The sequence below is a fragment of the Stomatohabitans albus genome (assembly GCF_036336025.1).
In the GTDB taxonomy this organism is placed as follows: domain Bacteria; phylum Actinomycetota; class Nitriliruptoria; order Euzebyales; family Euzebyaceae; genus Stomatohabitans; species Stomatohabitans albus.
Genome location: NZ_JAYKKE010000001.1, coordinates 380,021 through 398,708 on the forward strand (window position 1 = coordinate 380,021; position 18,688 = coordinate 398,708).

25 protein-coding genes are annotated in these 18,688 nt (G+C 52.6%); 1 reads left to right on the forward strand and 24 read right to left on the reverse strand.

Going from position 1 to position 18,688, the window contains the following annotated elements:
- Nucleotides 1-319 precede the first annotated feature (319 nt).
- The 14 genes from VCU37_RS01595 to rpsM form a co-directional block, all read right to left on the reverse strand.
- A complete protein-coding gene (locus VCU37_RS01595) occupies nt 320-2,920 on the reverse strand; it encodes a cell wall-binding repeat-containing protein (RefSeq protein ID WP_336248878.1) in 2,601 nt (866 codons plus the stop codon).
- A gap of 216 nt (nt 2,921-3,136) precedes the next feature.
- Nucleotides 3,137-3,616: a 30S ribosomal protein S9 gene (gene rpsI / locus VCU37_RS01600; protein WP_336248879.1), complete on the reverse strand. Its 480-nt coding sequence runs from the start codon at nt 3,614-3,616 to the stop codon at nt 3,137-3,139.
- 8 nt (nt 3,617-3,624) lie between these two features.
- Nucleotides 3,625-4,056, reverse strand: coding sequence for a 50S ribosomal protein L13 (gene rplM, locus VCU37_RS01605; RefSeq protein WP_336248880.1), 432 nt, complete (start codon nt 4,054-4,056; stop codon nt 3,625-3,627).
- A gap of 305 nt (nt 4,057-4,361) precedes the next feature.
- Nucleotides 4,362-4,850 (reverse strand): GNAT family N-acetyltransferase, encoded by a 489-nt coding sequence (locus VCU37_RS01610; RefSeq protein WP_336248881.1) that lies wholly within the window; start codon nt 4,848-4,850, stop codon nt 4,362-4,364.
- A 76-nt stretch (nt 4,851-4,926) separates the two neighbouring features.
- Nucleotides 4,927-5,097 (reverse strand): hypothetical protein, encoded by a 171-nt coding sequence (locus VCU37_RS01615; RefSeq protein ID WP_336248882.1) that lies wholly within the window; start codon nt 5,095-5,097, stop codon nt 4,927-4,929.
- Nucleotides 5,098-5,234: 137 nt separating this feature from the next.
- A complete protein-coding gene (locus tag VCU37_RS01620) occupies nt 5,235-5,951 on the reverse strand; it encodes a hypothetical protein (RefSeq protein WP_336248883.1) in 717 nt (238 codons plus the stop codon).
- 36 nt (nt 5,952-5,987) lie between these two features.
- A complete protein-coding gene (locus VCU37_RS01625) occupies nt 5,988-6,221 on the reverse strand; it encodes a hypothetical protein (RefSeq protein ID WP_336248884.1) in 234 nt (77 codons plus the stop codon).
- Entirely contained in the window at nt 6,218-6,418 is a 201-nt protein-coding gene (locus VCU37_RS01630; protein ID WP_336248885.1) for a hypothetical protein, read from the reverse strand. Before VCU37_RS01630 ends, VCU37_RS01625 begins: the two co-directional genes overlap by 4 nt.
- An 845-nt stretch (nt 6,419-7,263) precedes the next feature.
- On the reverse strand, nt 7,264-8,127 hold the full coding sequence (gene truA, locus VCU37_RS01635) for a tRNA pseudouridine(38-40) synthase TruA (protein WP_336248886.1): 864 nt from the start codon (nt 8,125-8,127) through the stop codon (nt 7,264-7,266).
- Nucleotides 8,128-8,661, reverse strand: a complete 534-nt coding sequence (gene rplQ, locus VCU37_RS01640) for a 50S ribosomal protein L17 (RefSeq protein ID WP_336248887.1) — start codon at nt 8,659-8,661, stop codon at nt 8,128-8,130.
- Nucleotides 8,662-8,683: 22 nt separating this feature from the next.
- A complete protein-coding gene (locus VCU37_RS01645; protein WP_336248888.1) occupies nt 8,684-9,646 on the reverse strand; it encodes a DNA-directed RNA polymerase subunit alpha in 963 nt (320 codons plus the stop codon).
- A 20-nt stretch (nt 9,647-9,666) separates the two neighbouring features.
- Nucleotides 9,667-10,281: a 30S ribosomal protein S4 gene (gene rpsD / locus VCU37_RS01650; RefSeq protein WP_336248889.1), complete on the reverse strand. Its 615-nt coding sequence runs from the start codon at nt 10,279-10,281 to the stop codon at nt 9,667-9,669.
- Nucleotides 10,282-10,314: 33 nt separating this feature from the next.
- Complete coding sequence (rpsK, locus tag VCU37_RS01655; RefSeq protein ID WP_336249538.1) at nt 10,315-10,713, reverse strand: 30S ribosomal protein S11; 399 nt, start codon at nt 10,711-10,713, stop codon at nt 10,315-10,317.
- Between the two features lie 132 nt (nt 10,714-10,845).
- The gene (gene rpsM, locus VCU37_RS01660; RefSeq protein ID WP_336248890.1) at nt 10,846-11,217 is read right to left on the reverse strand and encodes a 30S ribosomal protein S13; all 372 of its coding nucleotides are present in this window, start codon (nt 11,215-11,217) and stop codon (nt 10,846-10,848) included.
- 217 nt (nt 11,218-11,434) lie between these two features.
- Between rpsM and VCU37_RS01665 the strand changes: the two genes are divergently transcribed.
- Complete coding sequence (locus VCU37_RS01665; RefSeq protein WP_336248891.1) at nt 11,435-11,941, forward strand: hypothetical protein; 507 nt, start codon at nt 11,435-11,437, stop codon at nt 11,939-11,941.
- Between the two features lie 65 nt (nt 11,942-12,006).
- Here the strand turns inward: VCU37_RS01665 and map are convergent, their stop codons facing one another.
- The 10 genes from map to rpsH form a co-directional block, all read right to left on the reverse strand.
- Complete coding sequence (gene map, locus VCU37_RS01670) at nt 12,007-12,843, reverse strand: type I methionyl aminopeptidase (RefSeq protein WP_336248892.1); 837 nt, start codon at nt 12,841-12,843, stop codon at nt 12,007-12,009.
- Between the two features lie 21 nt (nt 12,844-12,864).
- Nucleotides 12,865-13,434, reverse strand: coding sequence for an adenylate kinase (locus tag VCU37_RS01675; protein ID WP_336248893.1), 570 nt, complete (start codon nt 13,432-13,434; stop codon nt 12,865-12,867).
- A 1-nt stretch (nt 13,435) separates the two neighbouring features.
- Nucleotides 13,436-14,737 (reverse strand): preprotein translocase subunit SecY, encoded by a 1,302-nt coding sequence (secY, locus tag VCU37_RS01680; protein ID WP_336248894.1) that lies wholly within the window; start codon nt 14,735-14,737, stop codon nt 13,436-13,438.
- Nucleotides 14,738-15,170: 433 nt separating this feature from the next.
- The gene (locus VCU37_RS01685) at nt 15,171-15,761 is read right to left on the reverse strand and encodes a hypothetical protein (RefSeq protein ID WP_336248895.1); all 591 of its coding nucleotides are present in this window, start codon (nt 15,759-15,761) and stop codon (nt 15,171-15,173) included.
- A gap of 204 nt (nt 15,762-15,965) precedes the next feature.
- Nucleotides 15,966-16,406 (reverse strand): 50S ribosomal protein L15, encoded by a 441-nt coding sequence (gene rplO / locus VCU37_RS01690; protein ID WP_336248896.1) that lies wholly within the window; start codon nt 16,404-16,406, stop codon nt 15,966-15,968.
- Nucleotides 16,407-16,414: 8 nt separating this feature from the next.
- Nucleotides 16,415-16,624: a 50S ribosomal protein L30 gene (rpmD, locus tag VCU37_RS01695; protein ID WP_336248897.1), complete on the reverse strand. Its 210-nt coding sequence runs from the start codon at nt 16,622-16,624 to the stop codon at nt 16,415-16,417.
- A 2-nt stretch (nt 16,625-16,626) separates the two neighbouring features.
- A complete protein-coding gene (gene rpsE, locus VCU37_RS01700; RefSeq protein WP_336248898.1) occupies nt 16,627-17,256 on the reverse strand; it encodes a 30S ribosomal protein S5 in 630 nt (209 codons plus the stop codon).
- 9 nt (nt 17,257-17,265) lie between these two features.
- On the reverse strand, nt 17,266-17,628 hold the full coding sequence (rplR, locus tag VCU37_RS01705) for a 50S ribosomal protein L18 (RefSeq protein WP_336248899.1): 363 nt from the start codon (nt 17,626-17,628) through the stop codon (nt 17,266-17,268).
- Between the two features lie 3 nt (nt 17,629-17,631).
- Complete coding sequence (gene rplF / locus VCU37_RS01710; RefSeq protein ID WP_336248900.1) at nt 17,632-18,168, reverse strand: 50S ribosomal protein L6; 537 nt, start codon at nt 18,166-18,168, stop codon at nt 17,632-17,634.
- Nucleotides 18,169-18,176: 8 nt separating this feature from the next.
- Nucleotides 18,177-18,575: a 30S ribosomal protein S8 gene (rpsH, locus tag VCU37_RS01715; RefSeq protein WP_336248901.1), complete on the reverse strand. Its 399-nt coding sequence runs from the start codon at nt 18,573-18,575 to the stop codon at nt 18,177-18,179.
- Between the last annotated feature and the right edge of the window lie 113 nt (nt 18,576-18,688).

The window sequence follows — 18,688 nt, forward strand, 5'->3', positions numbered from 1 at the left end:
AAAGAAAAAATGATTCATACGTGGCTACACACAACGTAATTTCATGCAATAAACCGCAGCCATAGCGGAGCAACACGATGTAGGCAACGGTCAGCCACCATGGCTATGAATGTACGCAATCGGTGGGTGATATCACGTTCTCGAACAACATGAAAGAACTACACCCAGCTATGCCGTTCATGAGCCCTACAGAGACAGGCGAGCTACCAAGTACCCGGCCTCTTCATCGCGTGATGACAATACACACGTTGTGGGCCTCAACGAGGCCCACAACTAATGATTCAAATAGTGTTATTCGCTCGCCCAGCGAGCCTGCTTCCTAGTAGTTGAATCGGTAGGTTGCTGGTCCGGACTCCATCGACCCATCCTTTGACACGATGGCTCGGGGTTCAAATGTTAAGACGTACTCAACATCCGGATCTGCGTCCTTGAGCGGGGTAAAGAGCTGCAGGTAAAAGACCTTAGATTCCCCAGCCCCAGCAGCACCAACCTTGTCGTAGCCAACTGGATTCAGTACCGATTGATCATTATTAAGAGAGTGGCTCGTACTATCTTGAGGACGTGGACGAACCACACCACCTGAAGTGGCCTTAACTGAGATCAGTTCTGGGTATATGGTGCCGCCATCGAACTTATCCGTGTCAAGGGTGATCTTAAACATCGCGTTGCCCGTCGCTTGCAGGGCATTTGGTGGCATATAACTTGTGCCGTCATTAATGGGGTCTTCCGTACGATCAACACGAGTGATACTCAGTGGCGTGTACTGTTTCGAGGTTTGCAACAAATCTGTACCAATGACGTTCTTATCAGGCGAACCAAAATCACCATAAACCGATGTCTCCTCACCAACAGTTTGAGCAACGGCAAAGTCATACAGTGAATCAGGTTCCAACCCGTCAATGACGAGATCAGCCCAGCCACCTTCTGCTGGCTTCACGGCAGTGAACGTCTTGGTTATCTTGAACTTGGTGGGATCAGTGTCATAGTCGACGCCCATGCCGTCAATCTTGGCAACCTTTATCGTCAAATCTGCACCATTCACAAATTGAGATACACGCAATTTGAGTGAGTGTGGTGTAGGAATATCTCCACGCAGTTGCGTTACCAGTGGGGGAACCGGCGCCAAGTTCTTAAATACAATCGTGGATGCCAAGAGCGGACTCTGATAGTAGAGCGTGTTGTAAATATCATCTGATCCAGATTTCGCACCGATAGTGTCGCCAGGACCGACACGCTTCAAAAAGGTCTCTAGATCAATACGGCGATCTTCCCGTACACTCCCAGCATAGAATAAGTCTCTAGCCTTAAAGACAAGGGTGCGTTGCATTCCCTCAGACTCGATAATCAAAAACTTCTCAGCTTTATTGACTGCAACAACATTCCAGTCAAGCTCTTTTTTAGTGATCGATTGGAGGAACTCCCCATTCGGTAGTTGTGGTGGGGTAACGATCACCGCACCACCTTGGCCAACAATTTTTTCTTGTTCACCATCTACGGTCGTGATGAGTGGGAGTACGTAGCCGTAATTCGCCATCCCATTCACTTCAACGGAGAATACGATGCGCTCCCCGACTGGCTGTACTTTCACATTATTGGCTGATGGCGATGTAGCCCCATTAACGACACTAACTGCGGCCTGGGTCATGGTGTCCTGCGGCTTGCCATCCGTACCTAAATCAAGGACAACATTGCCCTTTTCATCCCGCTTTGCTTTGGCGAGTTTGATGGTGTATTGCTTGCCAGCTTCAACACCGTCAACCTGGTATTGACGGTTGGCAGCCGTCTTCCCATCACTGATCAGATTCGCCACGTTTTCCGGTGAGACTTGAATACGCTTAGAGGCTTCAGCGTTATTCAATACCGACTGCGTTACCTTCGCCCCCTGCTTTTCAGCAACAGCATTGCAAATACTGGCATTCACATAGGTGCCGCAGTAGCCCGTCACACCAGTTGCAGCCGGACCGATCAGCGCTTGCTCACCTTCGCTCAGTTGCTGTTCCTTGTTGGCAAGTACGATTGGGGCACCAAGGTTGGCTGCACTCAAGGCTGCGGCAAAGCCATTATGGAATCCATTCGTGGTCGCAAACCCGTCAACCACAGTCACCTTGCCAGTGCTATTCCACAACTTTGCAAGTGCAACTGCCGTCTCGCGGCGAGTTTCACCGGCTACACGGGTTGTGTCACTCACAATCGTGGAAATTGCTTTAACTGTGTCCTCAGCCACAACGCTGGGGCCACCGGCCACGATAACCTTCTTGATCTTTGCGTTCTTTAAATAGGCTTCGAGCGCCGGATGCAAGTTCACCATGTCACCGTTAGCACCCTTATACGGATTGACGCTCAGCAGCACCGGATAGTTGGTGCGTGCTGCCAAGGCACCAGCGGCTAGGGAATCCGCATAATCATCAGCACGAGCCACAATGACGGTGCCATCTTTGGCCCCAATTTTCTCTGCGATTGCTACCGATGTTTCAACCCGGCTTTCACCACTTACCCGGTCAACGGTCTTGACCCCAGGAATCTTCTGCAACGCCTGGACAAGACCAGCGCTAATTGCCTGATCACCACCGAGCACCGTGACCTTGGATGCCCCCAGCGCGGTAATCGTTTTCATTGTCTGATTATCCAGGCCAGCCTTCGCATCCACAAACAGGAGCGGTGCTTTGAGCACACCTTGTAAAGCACCCGAGGCCAAACTGTCTGCAAATACAGCATCCGTTGTCACAAGAACGTGATCTGCCTTGCCAACGTTCTGAGCCCAAAGTGCACTAATCTCAACAGGATCCTTTACCTGTTCAGCAGATAGATCCAACTTTTGAAGTGTTTTCTCTGCTGGTGCTTGAGCAAACGCAAAACCAGGGACAAGACTCAACAACATTGAGCTTGCACCAAGTAACGCAAGCATTCGTTTTGATGACATAGAAGCAGGCCTCCTCAGGCAGAAGAATAAACGTACAAATGGGACACCATGGTGGCTGTTGGTAGCTAATCGCACTACTACCCAAAGACACCAACCGCATATCGCTGTTGGCCCACCTATAGCTATCGGCGGCACTCGCTCATAGTCAAACAATAACGATAAAGAAATAAAAAACGACACCGCCAAGGCGGTGCCGTAAAAGAATAGTAACGCAATTTAGCGCTTAGAGTATTGAGGAGCCTTACGAGCTTTCTTGAGGCCGTACTTCTTGCGCTCAACCTTACGATCGTCACGGGTCAACAACCCGGCCTTTTTCAGCGGTGGCCGCCATTCTTCGTCCTGAGCTTCCAGGGCACGAGCAATACCCAACCGGATAGCACCGGCCTGGCCGCTGATACCGCCACCATGGATTCGTGCAACAACATCCCAGACACCTATCTGGTCAAGGGCTGCGAACGGCTCGTTAACCGTCATCTGAAGAATCTCGGTGGGGAAATAATCTTCAAGCTCACGCCCGTTGATGTTGAACTTGCCCGTTCCCGGGACAAGACGAACACGAGCGATTGAACGCTTACGACGACCGGTGAAGATCGTGCGGTTGGTCTGTGGGCGAGCGGCTGGGGCAAGGGTCGTTTCTTCGCTGTCGCCAAGTTGCGCGCTCAGCTGCTCAAGGGCAGCCATGGATTCAGTGGTCATGTGTGCTCCTAGCCGAGAGTAAGCGGCTGCGGGTTGTTCTCTTCGTGGGGATGTTCAGCCCCAGCGTATACGCGCAGCTTCTTGAGCTGGGCGCGGCCGAGCTTGTTGTGTGGCAACATGCCCTTGACGGCGTCAGTGACAGTCTTACGTGGATCACTGGCCAAGGTCTCACCCAATGGGCGACCTTTAATCCCGCCAGGGAAGCCGGTGTGGGTCCACTTCCAACGATCTACAGCTTTGTTACCCGTTAAACGGATTTCACTAGCGTTGATGACAACGACATAATCGCCCATGTCCATGTGCGGGGCGAAGGTCGGCTTGTGCTTTCCACGAAGCACCTGAGCAACCTGAGTAGCGACGCGGCCAAGTACCTGGTCCTTGGCGTCGATAAGGACCCACTGGCGGTCGATGTCTTTAGGAGTTGGGCTAAACGTGCGCATGTTTCATGCCTTGGGGTTGAGCGACGTATTCGTCGCGGGATTTAGCTTGCGTATGGTCACGGCGTCCGCACCGTAGAAGGGTTACGGCTCCAAGCCGTTAGGCTCGCGCCGTGGCGCCGACGTCCTCGGCGCACGCTGGCACCGGGTGTGTGCAGCCAACAAGGCCGCCCCCGGTTCTAGAGCGAACGACAAGGGTAGCCCGACAATAGACCGATGCAACCTTGAATTATCTACCCGCGCACAAAAAATAACAGACGTGCACGCACGGCTGGAGCGCACCAAACCGTGGTTGCGAGGCCCATTATTCACAACACCAACCGGTAGGCCCATAACACGATACCTGGATGAGGAACCATATCGCGGTCAGGGATTCGCACGAACCCCTCCGATTCATAGATGTGGTGCGCGCGCACCATCCATTCACGCGTGAGCAATACGATCGCGCGAAGCTTGGCCTGGCGGCCACACGCAATACACGCCTGTACCAGTGCTCGCCCAACACCATGGCCTGCGGCATCAGGGTGTACACCCAAGAGGCGGATTTCTCCCTCGTGTTCGTGGGCGATGTCTTGGAGCGGTGAGGCCGGTGGACACCACGTGACCGTACCGACTACTTGGTCATCAATACTGGCAACAAGCAGTTCACCATCCTTGGCACGCCCTTGTACATCTTGTATCCACTCGTAATACATCGAGTTGCCGCCTTCTCGACCGGGGGCATAGGCCAATAGCAGCAACTGGGCAATATGATCGTACTCAGCGGGTTCCGCATGACGAATGATGAGCTCGCTCATACCAAGGCATTCCTTCTGTTGTCGACCATGAGGCAAAAAGTCTACGACTGCCTGAATGTTGACGACAATGCGTAGCTCAGAATCCTTTTTGCACCAGTTCTATCGCAGTACCTACATAGGGCAATGCTTTAGGTATCAGCCAGATAATCATCACCGGAATAACGATTTTCAGAAGCATTTTCAACGTATCTATTGCCACTGATGCAATGAAGGAATACGCATTCGCAGCTCGTGGTTGGCCTGCCATACGTTCCCCTCCTGTTACCAGCTCCTCGGACTCCCTTGGCTACATGAACGGCAAGACATCAGACAACTTGAGTGGGAACCTGTGGGTGTATGTTCCCAAACACGACCAGGCGAGAAACGCCCAGGTTAACCGGCCGATTAGAACGTTTGTTTACGCCCTTCAAACCGCACTTCGTCATCGCCCGGACGGGGATTGGGGTCAGTCATGACGATGTGGTGTCCTAGTATCGCAAGGAAAGCCAGGGCGATGATCACCGGATAGGCCCCCAGTCGGGTCCACAACCCCAAGAATGGTTCCCAGTGCTGGAGTTCAGCAAGAAGACCGACCGCCACGCACCCACTCACACACAGAAAACCGATACCAACTAAAGGCTTCCGAAAGAGCATCATGCCAACGCCAAAGAGGACATATCCGGCGCACGACAGCCCATAGAACAAGAAGAAACTCAATGCCGCAAACTGGTCAGCATTTATTGGATCGGTAAGCCAACCGGCCGTATGTTGAAGCAACAAAGCGTACGGGATATGGGCGACGGTGCCTAGACCGATCAGTTTCAACCCGTAGCGCATTGCAGTGTTTTGGACGCGATACAACAATGTGTTGGCCATACCCCAGGTGGCGTAGGTAAACATAGCTGAAAAGCCATAGCACACTGCGGCGTAGAACAGTTCTGGTGTACCGCTTGTGCGCAAGACGCTGAATGGCTGCTGGACGATATCACCCGGATAGGCCATGCTGGCTAGTAGGTCCGAAACTGCAAAGAGTGTGAACGTGACCAGGGCAAACAGCACGGCCTTCGGGGCGATAACTCGATTCCCGATTGTGCCTCGTACTTGATAGCGGGTTCCATGCATGTCAAGAGCTTAACAAGGGCACGAGGCCATACGGTGTTACGTTGTCGGCGACGGTGCCGATTCAAGTTGCCGGAGTTGTTCCTTGCCTAGGGCGATGTAGCGACCAAGGAGCACCCAGGCTCGCCAGCATAAGCCCACGGCAAGGAGTGAACCAAGAATGATGATCACGAGCCCAACCGTATGGATGAAGACCACGCCGGATGTTCTGGGCAATTCGATTGGTGCTTGAGCAATGAGCGCGTTTGGTACTTGAGCAATGAGCGCGTTCATGCGGCTACCTCCATGCGGCTAAGAGCCAAGCGTTTATTGGCGATTTTGATGTGCACCCCCAAGAGTTGAAAAATCCGAACAAGGATGAGTAACCCAAAGGAAGCGAGCGCAAGTAAGAACAAGATGTAGAGAAAGACAATATAAGGTGAGATATAGTCAGCAGGAGAGCCGATGGCCGCAAGTGTGGTCAGCAACATACGTGTGTCCTCTTATCATTCAGGGTAAAGGGAAATGAATGAGCTGATATAACCTTACGGCGGTTAGAACTGCGGATAATCAACCCTAATGAGGGTAAGTCCCTGGGGGGTGCAATCGCAGCATTCGTGGCACGGTCTTGGGCGGCCAGCACCTTCCTCGCCTATTCAGGTACTCACTAACCTTTGCCCACAAAGACTTAATGCCCGCAACCACATACACCCAAGCAAAGCCATTCTTGATGCCTACAAGCACGCATCAACAAATCAGAGTGGAGCACATTCCCCCAAGAATGCATACACGTTTAGCGAACTCAAATTCGTATAATCAAAACAAACCAGTACGTATAGCTTTAAAGCTTTCACCTTTTTACACTATGTTACTGGTTTGTATTTTGTACAATAACAGCCAGTCTTCAAGCTGTCAGCGTATTTACGTATAGCAGTAGGTTTGCCGAAGCGGGGTTATTGTGTTCTTATATATAAGTGGCTAGTTGACTAGCTTAGCCTTCTCTTTCTCTATCTTAACTAAGTTTACATCTTCACTACTCATTTTCGCACTCAGAAACGCATTAGCTAAACCCAATAGCCGATTCAATCGATACAGCACGACAACGAGTAGAGCCCCGAGAGAAAACTGGAAAAGCAGAACGACTACTGGAATAAGCTGTGCGAGGAATAGTGATCCATCTGGAGTGCTTGACATAACACACCTACTTTCATCTGAATTTGGTTGCCGTTAGGTTAGGAGATCATTACCTCCGGAACAAGTTCAGAATGAGCATTCTTTGCAATCGTTAGTCCGATCCGCGTGAGCAACATGTGCCACCTCGATGCGCTGATGTGTTCTAGTACTGAACCCCAATGAGGGTTAAGCCATGGGGTGGTGCAATGGATGCATTTACTGCCCGATCCTGAGCAGCAAGCACCTCCCTCACCCATTCAGGTGGTCGTTTACCTTTACCCACAAAGACCAAACAGCCAGCGATAGCACGAACCTGTTGATGACAAAACGCATTACCGTCTACCTCAATAGTGACCAACCCCGCATCTCCTACCCGTTGAACCTCAACACGTGACAGGTGCCGGGTCATAGGTGCGACCACCGCTTCACCACTGGCTAACGTAACCATCCGCTTGCGACAAAAACTCGTCCAATCATGTTCACCAACCAGATAGGTCGCCCCAGCTTGCATCGCACCCACGTCTAAGGGCTGACCAACCAACCACGTAGTAAACCGCCACAACGGATCAGCCGCCTGGGCATCACACAAGCGATAGCGGTAGTAGCGGGCTGTCGCGGAAAAGCGCGCATCAAACCGGTCGGGCACTACCTGCACACGCCAAATGGTGATCGCGGGGCCAACCATCTTGCGCAACGCCAGGGTCAGGCGGTCAAGCTCCTCCACCATTGGCCAGGACGCAGGTACATCCACGTGAAGGGTTTGGGCGAGAGCATGGACCCCCGCATCAGTACGCCCCGCCCCAACAGTGGCCAAGTCGCTCGGCTCGTCGCAGACAAACCAGTCGATCTGATTGAGGTGACGGCGCAATAACGTGAACAAGGCACCCTCAAGGGTGCCCTGCACAGTAGTTGCATCGCGTTGGCGTGCAAACCCATGGAAAGGGGCCCCGTCATAGGCCAAATCGATACGTAGTCGTATCGTCTGGCCTTGCCGTTTCAATTGATCCGGCGGGGCCCCATCCATCATTTATGCTTCTTCAGTTGATTCCGCTTCTGCGGCGGCATCGCTCGCATCATCCTTCACCTCAGCGGCTTCAGGTTCTGCTGCACCATCGGCTTTCTTGCGACGACCCCACACGCGACCACTTGAGCTGGTAGCCGTTTCAGCAGCGGCTGTGGCTTCGTCTTCGCGTTGGAATGGTTCAACCGCATCAGTGAACTCGATCAGCGCCATCATGGCGTTGTCACCCTTACGGGGACCAACCTTGACTACACGGGTGTATCCACCCTTGCGATCAGCATGTTTGGGACCAATCTCGCTAAACAGATGACCAACCAAGGCCACGTCATTCAAAGCAGAAATAGCACGGCGACGCGCGGGCAGACTGCCATCCTTGGCCCAGGTAACCATGCGTTCTACCTCAGGTTGCAAGGTCTTGGCCTTCTTCAAGGTGGTCTGAATCCGGCCATGACGGATCAATTCCTTGGCCAGGTTACGAATAATATGCTTCTGGTGGGCTGCAGAACCGCCAAGGCGGGGCCCACGCACAGGCTTAGGCATAGTAGTTCTTCCTCAATTCTCTTTAATTGCCGGCGTAGCCGTAGTCAGCGAGGGCCAGACCCATATCGGCTAACTTCACCTTGACTTCTTCAATGGACTTCTGCCCGAAGTTACGAATATCCAACAGGTCCTGCTCAGTGCGGGTGACCAGTTCACCAACGGTGCTCACACCTTCACGCTTCAAGCAGTTGTAGGACCGGACACTCAAGTCCATATCTTCGATCGGTAAGGATAGGTTCGGGCTCACCAATCCACTCGGTTCTTCTGCACTCTCACCGATGGTCAACCCGCCAGGGCCATCATCTTCAAAGTCACGGAATAAGCCAAGCAAGTCAGCAAGGGTGGCACCGGCACTGCTCAAGGCACCCGCAGGGGTAACCGCAGAGTTCGTTTCCACATCCAAGATCAGCCGGTCATAGTTCGTCATCTGACCTACACGGGTATCTTCCACACGGTAGGTCACACGCGTGACCGGGCTATAGATGCTGTCGACAGGGATCTCCCCAACAACTCGTTCACTGGTCTTATTTCGTTCAGCAGGTACATACCCACGGCCGCGTTGCACAGTGAGATACATTTCCACACGACCATTGCGGTTCAGCGTGGCGATATGTAAGTCGCGGTTCAAGATGTCTACATCACTGGGTGCAGTAATGAAGTCAGCGGTAATTTCACCGGGGCCTTCACCACCTAAGAAAATCTCAACAGGTTCATCACTCGTCGAGGTCAACACAAGTTGCTTTACATTCAAGATGATGTCGGTGACATCTTCTTTCACACCTTCAATGGTGCTGAATTCATGTAAAACCCCATCAATGCGCACACTGGTTACCGCCGCGCCGGGGATAGAGCTCAGCAAGGTACGACGAAGGCTGTTGCCTAATGTGTACCCAAAGCCGGGTTCTAACGGTTCGATGGTAAACAAGGAGCGAGTGCCCTCGTCGACAACTTCCTCAGTAATAGTTGGACGTTCAACGGTCAGCATGGCTCGCCTTTCTTCAACGATTACTTGGAGTAAAGTTCGACGATCAGTTGTTCAGTGACCGGTACGTCGATCTGGCTGCGCTCAGGCAGGCTCACGACAGTGATTTCGCGCTTTGCGTCATCAAGGGTGACCCACCCCGGCATTTCACGGCTGCCCTTAAGTTCCAAGGCACCAATGACGGGAACGATATTGCGGCTGCGGTCACGAAGGGTGATCACATCGCCGGCACGAACCTGGTAGGAAGGAATATTGACGGTCTTGCCATTCACACGGAAGTGCTTGTGGTTGACCAACTGGCGGGCTTCACGACGGGTGCGGGCTAAGCCACCACGGAAGACCACGTTGTCCAGACGGCGTTCGAGGGAGATCATCAGGTTTTCACCGGTCTGACCTTCACGACGCACGGCGTCTTTGTAGTAGTTACGGAACTGGCGTTCCAACACACCATAGATACGGCGTGCCTTTTGCTTTTCACGAAGCTGAAGCAGGTATTCGCTTTCCTTCATCCGCCCACGGCCATGTTCACCTGGAGGGTAAGGACGCTTTTCCATCGCACGCGCACTCTTGAGGTTCGCGTGCAATACCGTGCGTTCACGACGGCTCTGCTTAGCAATTGGACCGGTATAACGAGCCATAATTCATCGTCTCCTTAAACGAAATCCGGGCGATTAGCCGCGACGCTTCTTGGGCGGGCGGCAGCCGTTGTGCGGTACAGGGGTGACGTCTTTGATGGCGACAACCTCAAGACCGTTGGACTGAAGGGAACGGATGGCAGTTTCGCGGCCCGAACCAGGACCCTTAACGCGAACATCTACCTTACGCATACCGAATTGATCGGTGGCGGTACGCGCAACCTTCTCAGCAGCCTGCTGTGCCGCGAATGGGGTGGACTTACGAGAGCCTTTGAACCCCACGTTGCCAGCACTTGCCCAGCTCAGGACGTTACCTTCCTGGTCGGCAATTGAGACGATGGTGTTATTGAATGAGCTGACGATGTGGGCAACACCGTGCAGTACAGTGCGGCGCTCCTTTTTGGGGCCGCGACTTTGACGCTTATTTTGTGCCAAAATATCTCCAATCGAAGGGCGCACGAATGCGTGCGATTCCAACTCGGTCTCGCAAACCTTGATGGCAAGGTTTGGGTCTCTAAAGGCATAACCCGACCGACTGATTCTGCCTTGTTCCCTAGGGGGAACGACTTACTTCTTGTTCAACCCACCAACGGTCTTCTTTGGACCCTTACGGGTACGCGCGTTGGTGTGGGTGCGCTGACCGCGAACTGGCAGACCGCGACGATGGCGGATGCCTTGATAGCTCCCGATCTCGACTTTGCGCTTGATGTTGGTCGCAACTTCACGACGCAAGTCACCTTCGATTTTCCATTCATTCTCAATGAAACCACGAAGGGCAATTTCTTGTTCTTCCGTTAAGGCATGAACACGGGTATTGGGATCAATACCCGTGGCCTCAAGGGCGAGGGTGGCGCGGTGGGGGCCGACGCCGTAGATGTAGGTCAGACCGATGACCACACGCTTGTCGCGTGGCAGGTCGACACCAGCAATACGAGCCATACAGCACTTTCCTTGGTTCGGGCTTGGTTCGCACTGAGCGAACCTCGGGTCATCTGTGATGCCGAGGCATGACAGACGCCGCAATTGATGCGGACGCACCACAGTACTGTCCTTTGCAACACAAGCAACCTGCCTGTTCAAGGCCAAACAAATAGGTTGGCAAATGATTTCACAGTTTTACTTGACATAGTGAGATTAGTTTGTGCATGATAAGACCATGCAAACACATGAAAACAATCACCAAGCATTATCTAACCGTTCATTTGCACTTGCAGTAACTCAACTTTCATCACCACTACGTCTCAACGAAGAAATCCAATCCTTGATGGCACGGTGTGGAGATCACCCCATCATCGGCGGGCACTACGGTGCATGGATTCACGGGTTATTACCGGTTCCTGGGTCACTCGTCATCTTCCAAGATCCCAACCGAGCCATTCCCCTTTCGGTTCACCCAAGCATTCAAGTCCGCCATGATCGGCTCCATCGACGCGCACGAGTATCAGGGCAGCTTGTTTCACTCATAGATGTGACCGCGGATATGGTGACCTTTGCCCACTCTGACGATCAAGCTATTGCCGTTACCAAAACCTACCTCAGCAAAGGTGGTGATCCCCAAGCTCTCGCAAAGGCAATTGCACAACGCGAAGGGCGCGTACACGAAACCGCGATGTACACCGCCTTGGATACCTATGCTCGGCACCTAGCGAAAATGCCTTCATGAGCATACAACAACACCCGTCCATGGCCGGGTCCAGGTGCCTAATTATGGATGACCGCTACCAGTATTCAGTATTGCCAAACAAAATCTGGTTCAGGATGCTCAGGCTCATCGGAACGCGCGGTTAAGACCCACGGCCCATCGGGCGTAATCGCAACCGTGTGCTCCCAGTGCGCAGACCACTTGCCATCTGCGGTCACCACAGTCCAATCATCATCAAGGGTTTCCGTATCGTGGGTACCGAGGTTAAACATGGGTTCAATCGCTATGACCAAGCCAGCCATCAATTTGATCCCTCGTCCCGGACGCCCATAGTGGGGAACTTGGGGGTCCTCATGGAGGGCCCGACCAACCCCGTGCCCCACATAGTCGCGCACATTCCCCATCTGTTCGGCCTGAGCAATGGAATCGATAGCGTGGCCGATATCACCCAACCGGTTACCTTCACGGGCTTGGGCAATGCCTGCCCACAAGGACTGGCGACAAATAGCGACAAGCCGACCAGCATCTGTAGACCGATCCGGCGCCACCACTCCGTCACGACCAACAATCCAGGTGGCGGCTGAATCAGATACCCACCCGTTTAATGCGCATCCAGCATCAATTTTGATCAGATCGCCCTCTTCGAGAATGCGGTGGTCGCTGGGAATCCCATGCACAATTTCGTTATTAATAGATGTGCACAACGTGCCAGGGAACCCTGGCTGGCCACCCAGCGAACCCCCATAACCCTTAAAAATAGGAACAGCTCCGTGCTTGACGTAGAACGTTTCAGCCAACGTATCAATGTGCTTCGTACTCACGCCTGGCTTGATAGCCTCGCGCACATGTTCATGCATTGCGGCAGTTAATTTGCCACTTGCCGACATCGCAGCAAGTTGGTCTGCGTTCTTACGTTCAATCACGATGCCCTCCTCGTTGGGTGATTAACGGGCTGCGTTCACGGCGTCCATCAGTCGTGCATGCACAACCTCGACGGTGCCATCAGCATCAATGTCTCGGATTAGACCCGCATCGGTGTAGAAGGGAATAAGCGGCGCAGTCTGAGCTTGGTACTCACCCATACGGACTCGGAAGATCTCGGTGGTATCGTCCGTGCGGCCCTCTTCTTTGGCACGCTTGGCAATCCGAGTCAGTAATAACTCTTCGTCGATGTTGAAATTCAACACGACATTCAGTTCTACGCCCAATATGGCCAACATGCCATTCAAGGTATGCGCCTGTCCGACATTGCGCGGGTAGCCATCAAGCAAGAACCCATGTTGGGTATCGGGTTCATGTAGCCGTTGGGCAACCATACGGTTGGTAACCGAGTCGGGAACAAGCAGCCCCTGATCCATAAAGTGCTGAGCTTCTTGCCCGAGCGGAGTTTGTTCACCCACGTTATACCGAAATAAATCACCCGTAGCGATATGGGGGATATTCAACTCGGTGGCTAATGCTTTGGCTTGTGTACCCTTGCCCGCCCCAGGTGGGCCTAACAGTACGATGCGCATGCTAGTTCCTTAAATTCGTGCGGATGAAACCCTCGTAGTGGCGTTCCATCAGTTGAGCTTCCAATTCTTTCAGTGTTTGTAGTGCCACACCAACCACAATGAGCAATGTGGACCCACCCATCGGGAAGTACACATTTCGAGTTGCCAACACGATCAGTGGCATGACGGCAAGAATCGTCAAGTACCCAGCCCCTGCAGTCGTGATACGGGTCAACACGTAGTCGAGGTATTCAGCCGTCGGGCGCCCTGGACGGATACCGGGGATGTACCCGCCACTCTTTTTCATATTGTCTGCCACATCTTCGGGGTTAAAGGTGATCGCAGCATAAAAGAAACAGAAGAAAACGGTGAGAATGGCGTAGACCACGATGTACACCGGATGGGTGCCGCCAGTGAAGTACTGGGCGACAAAACGTTGGAACTCTGGGTTGGGCACAATCGAGGCAGCCAACACCGGTAGGTACAACAAGGAGGAGGCGAAAATCAACGGGATAACACCGGACTGGTTGACCTTCAACGGAAGATAGGTCGTTCCCCCACCGTAGGTACGACGGCCTACTTGGCGTTTTGCGTATTGCACGGGGATACGCCGCTGTCCTTGTTCAACGTACACAACCCCAACAATGAGCACGACACTGATGGCCATGAACCCCCAAAAGACCGGCTGGTTCGATTCATATAGGGATACGTACTGAGCGGGAAGGGCAGCGATAATTGCGGCGAAAATCAAGATCGACATCCCGTTCCCAATGCCGTGATCGGTAATAAGTTCGCCTAGCCACATGATGATTGCCGTTCCCGCGGTCAAGGTGAGCATCATAAGCAACCGCATGGGGAGGCTCTTATCAGGCAATAACGCCGATGTATCTAGCCCCGTCCCAAAGAGCTGACCGGTTTCAATCAGGACCAAAGTTCCGGCGGACTGTAATAGCGCCAAGGCAATGGTGACATAGCGCGTGATCTGCGTGATTTTGGCGTTGCCGGTAGGCCCTTCCTTTTGCCATTCCTCAAGTTTGGGGATCACCGCCACAAGAAGCTGCAAGACAATACTTGCGGTGATGTAGGGCATGATACCCAAGGCGAACAACGCCAAGCGGCTGAGCGCTCCACCGGAGAACACCCCGATGAGGGTAGCCAATCCCTGCTCTTGACCAGTCGTCAAAATCTGGTTCAATACCTGGTAGTCCACCCCTGGGATGGGGATGACTGAGCCAAAACGGTAGATGGCCAAAATGAACAGGGTAAAAAGAATCTTGTTCCGAAGCTCAGGCACTTGGAATGCCTGAAAGAACGATCTGAACATGTACGGGCTCTTTCCTTGATGAACGGACGGCGGCCCACTCTACCTGCCATGCAAGGACGTGTGTGAACTTGTCCTGTACCCCAGCACGCTGGACCATCGGTAACCTGATGCACTCATGCAACATATGACGAGATAACAGGGTAAGGGTAAGAATATACGGGTATTACAGATACCCTACTTTGAGAAAAAGGGGTCAACGCTTATTAGAGAACCCCCATATAGCGTATCGCATATAAGTTCCACGCTATATCACAGCTAAATAAGCTATCAGTTCATTGAAATAATGATTATAGTTACAATAGATAATTATATCCATAGTACCTATGAATCGTATTGTTTATTAGTAGCAAACTGCCATGAACCACAAAGCTACTTACAAATATCGAATTAAAATCAAATTGGCATTACTATGCCAATTACTCACAACGATGAGCTAATCTGCGATGGTTGAATCAGACGTACCAGAAGTGACGCCACCATCCTCTATATCAGATTGAGCATCATCACGAATAGCGTGCGCTTCATCCTCTGATATCCAATCAATCTCTTTTACGACTTGATGATCTGTGTCTATTACCATTACAAACTCAGGAGCTTCTTGCCAAGCATCCTCACCCTTTAAATCTTCAGTTTCTCGGGTAATAATATATTGATACTTGACAATAGTTGAATTGCTATCCTTTTTGAGGATATGGTGACCAACATACTGCACATCTGAAGATAGAATCTTCAGATGATCTCCAGGAACCGCTTCGGCTGACACACGCTCATCTGTCAATGCTTTGATATTGTTTTGAGCATCAGTCGTTAACTTTAATGCAGGTACATGACTGGTATCACCTGAGGGTAAGCCGTATGCAATTGATTCGATATGATTCAATTCACTACGAAATTGGTTACCAATTTGATCAACGACATTGTCTTGCTCGTTGGCTTGAGCTAAACCAGCCGCAGCTAGCGCCAATCCAACAGGTACCAGTGGAATACAATACATATGAGTTCTTGTCAGTTTGAGTGAAACCATGGCTAATCCACTTTTAAATGGGTATTTATACAGTAGGCTATGAACTCACCGTAACACCGTGCAGCCTAGTGAGCCGAAGAACATGCAATAAACTAACTTCTGGATTTCACTTATAAAACCATAATTCTATAATAAGTTATATAGCTAGTAGAATATATAAGATTGACCCCGGCGATGCCGGGGTCAATTATGAACCTGGAAACCTTATGCGGCTTCGATGGTGCCACCGGCAGCCTCGATGGCTTCCTTGGCACTGGCGCTGAACTTGTCGGCCACCACGGTTAACTTCTTGGTGAGTTCGCCACGGGCGAGCACCTTGTACGGTTCGTCGGCGTCCCGCAGGACACCAACGCTTGCTAAGGCGGCACCGTCAACCTTGTCGCCAGCAGCAAAGTGCTGTTCAAGCTGGGACAGATTCACGGGCTGATATTCAACCCGGTTGAGTGGGGTAAAGCCAGGCAACTTGGGCAGGCGACGCTGCAAGGGCATCTGGCCACCCTCGAATCCGATTGGCACATTCTTACGTGCACCCGTGCCCTTGGTACCACGACCAGCAGTCTTACCCTTACCGGCAGCTTCACCACGACCCTTACGGATCTTGCGGTGCTTTGAGCCCTCGGCGGGTTTTAAATCATGAAGCTTCATGGATCCTCCTAGGCCTTAAAGCGTTCCGGCAATAGATCGTCGGAAACTTCTTCCCATTCCACCAAGTGGCGGACATGAAAGATCATCCCACGAAACTCTGGACGATCAGGCATGACAACCGTGTGGCGGATGCGACGAAGCCCGAGGGAGCGAAGGCACGCGATTTGGTTCTTCTTCGCCCCGTTCTTGGACTTAACTTGCGTGATTTGTAACGCCATGATTAGGCCTCCTTCACGCCATAGTTAGCAAGCATCTTCTTAGGCATGAACTCGTTCATTGCCAGACCACGGGCCTCGGCAACATCTTCAGGCCGCTTCAGTTGCTTCAAGCCATCAACGGTGGCGTGCACCACATTGATGTGATTCGCCGTACCAAGGCTCTTGGCCAACACGTCACTGATGCCAGCACATTCAAGTACAGCACGAACCGCACCACCAGCAATCACACCGGTACCGGGTGCAGCAGGCTTTAACACAACCTGACCAGCGCCATCCTTACCAATCACCGGGTGGGTAATCGTGTTTTGGATGCGGGGCACCTCAAACATGTTCTTCTTGGCTTCGTCAATGCCCTTTTGAATTGCCTGAGGCACTTCTTTGGCCTTGCCGTAGCCAACACCAACCTGGCCTTCGCCGTCACCAATAACGACCAGTGCGGTGAAGCTAAAGCGACGACCACCCTTGACGACCTTGGCAACACGGTTGATAGCTACAACCTTTTCGTTGTACGGATTCTCTTCACGACCGCCACGCTGTTCGCGGCGTTCTCCGCGACCGCGACCACGGCCGCCTTCATTGTTGTTCCCTCGACCACCGCGGCGGTTGGGATCATTTGGGGGAGCGTATGCCATTGATATCTCCTAAAAGTCCAGGCCAGCTTCGCGAGCGGCATCGGCCAGGGCAGCAACACGCCCGGCGTAACGGTTACCACCGCGGTCAAACACGACCTGTTCGACCCCAGCGTCCTTGGCACGGGTAGCAATCAAGGTACCAACTGCCGTTGCAGCGCCTTTCTTGCCTTCCCCAGCAGGCTTGAAGCCAGCTTCAATGCTGGACGCACTTGCCAAGGTGACGCCCTTACGGTCGTCGATGATCTGAGCGTAAATATGCACATTGGAGCGGAATACAGCCAAACGTGGACGTTCAGCGGTGCCCCGAAGGTGCTTGCGGATACGAGCGTGCCGGCGATCGCGGCCAGCACGGCGTGGATCAGTCTTTGCCATGGATTACCCTGCTGCCTTCCCGGCCTTACGGCTGATGGTTTCATCGGCGTACTTGACGCCCTTACCCTTATACGGTTCGGGCGGACGGATGGCGCGGATATTCGCGGCAACCTGCCCAACCTTTTGCTTGTTGATGCCCTTGATGATGATCTTTGTGGCGCTTGGCACCTCAAACTCAATGCCATCAATGGCGGGGACGTCTACATCGTGGCTGAAACCAAGCTGGAGTTTCAGGCCTTTACCCGCGGCTTGGCAACGGTAACCGACACCAACGATGTCCAGTTCACGTGTGAAGCCTTCGGTAACCCCAATAATCATGTTTGCGATTAAGGAGCGATACAGACCATGCAGCTCGCGGCTTTGGCGCTGATCATTCGGACGTGTGACCACAACTTCGCTGTCACCAATGGCCACATTGATGACCGGGTTAATCTCTTGGGTCAGCTCACCCTTTGGACCTTTAACAACCAAGGTGGTGCCCTGGAATTTAAGTTCTACCCCTGAAGGGATAGTGACTGGGTTCTTACCAATACGACTCATAAGGCCTCCTACCAGACGTAGGCCAGGATTTCGCCACCAACGTTGTTGCGACGCGCGTCGCGGTCGGTGAGAAGACCCTGGGAGGTCGAGACGATGGCGATACCCAAACCACCCAACACGCGGGGCAAGTCAGACGCTGAGGAGTACACGCGCAACCCAGGCTTGGAGATGCGGCGGATACCCGTCAGGACGCGCTTGCGATCAGCCGTGAACTTCAAGGCGATCTTCAACGTGGGTTGGGGTTCAGTGGGTTCGACCAGGAAATCGCGGATATAGCCCTCTGCTTTGAGGACCTCTGCGATAGCCACCTTCAATTTCGAAGAGGGCATTTCGATGATTTCGGTGTGGTTCATGTTCGCGTTACGAATACGCGTCAACATGTCCGCGACCGGATCGGTCATGCTCATGTAATGATGCTCCTTAGTAGGGTTTCCGGGACCTGCCCGGTACTTCCGTTTCAGCGCGAGCCTGCTGCCCGTACTGAGATGAGTAGCCAGCCTGTTGCATGAGATGCTCAGGC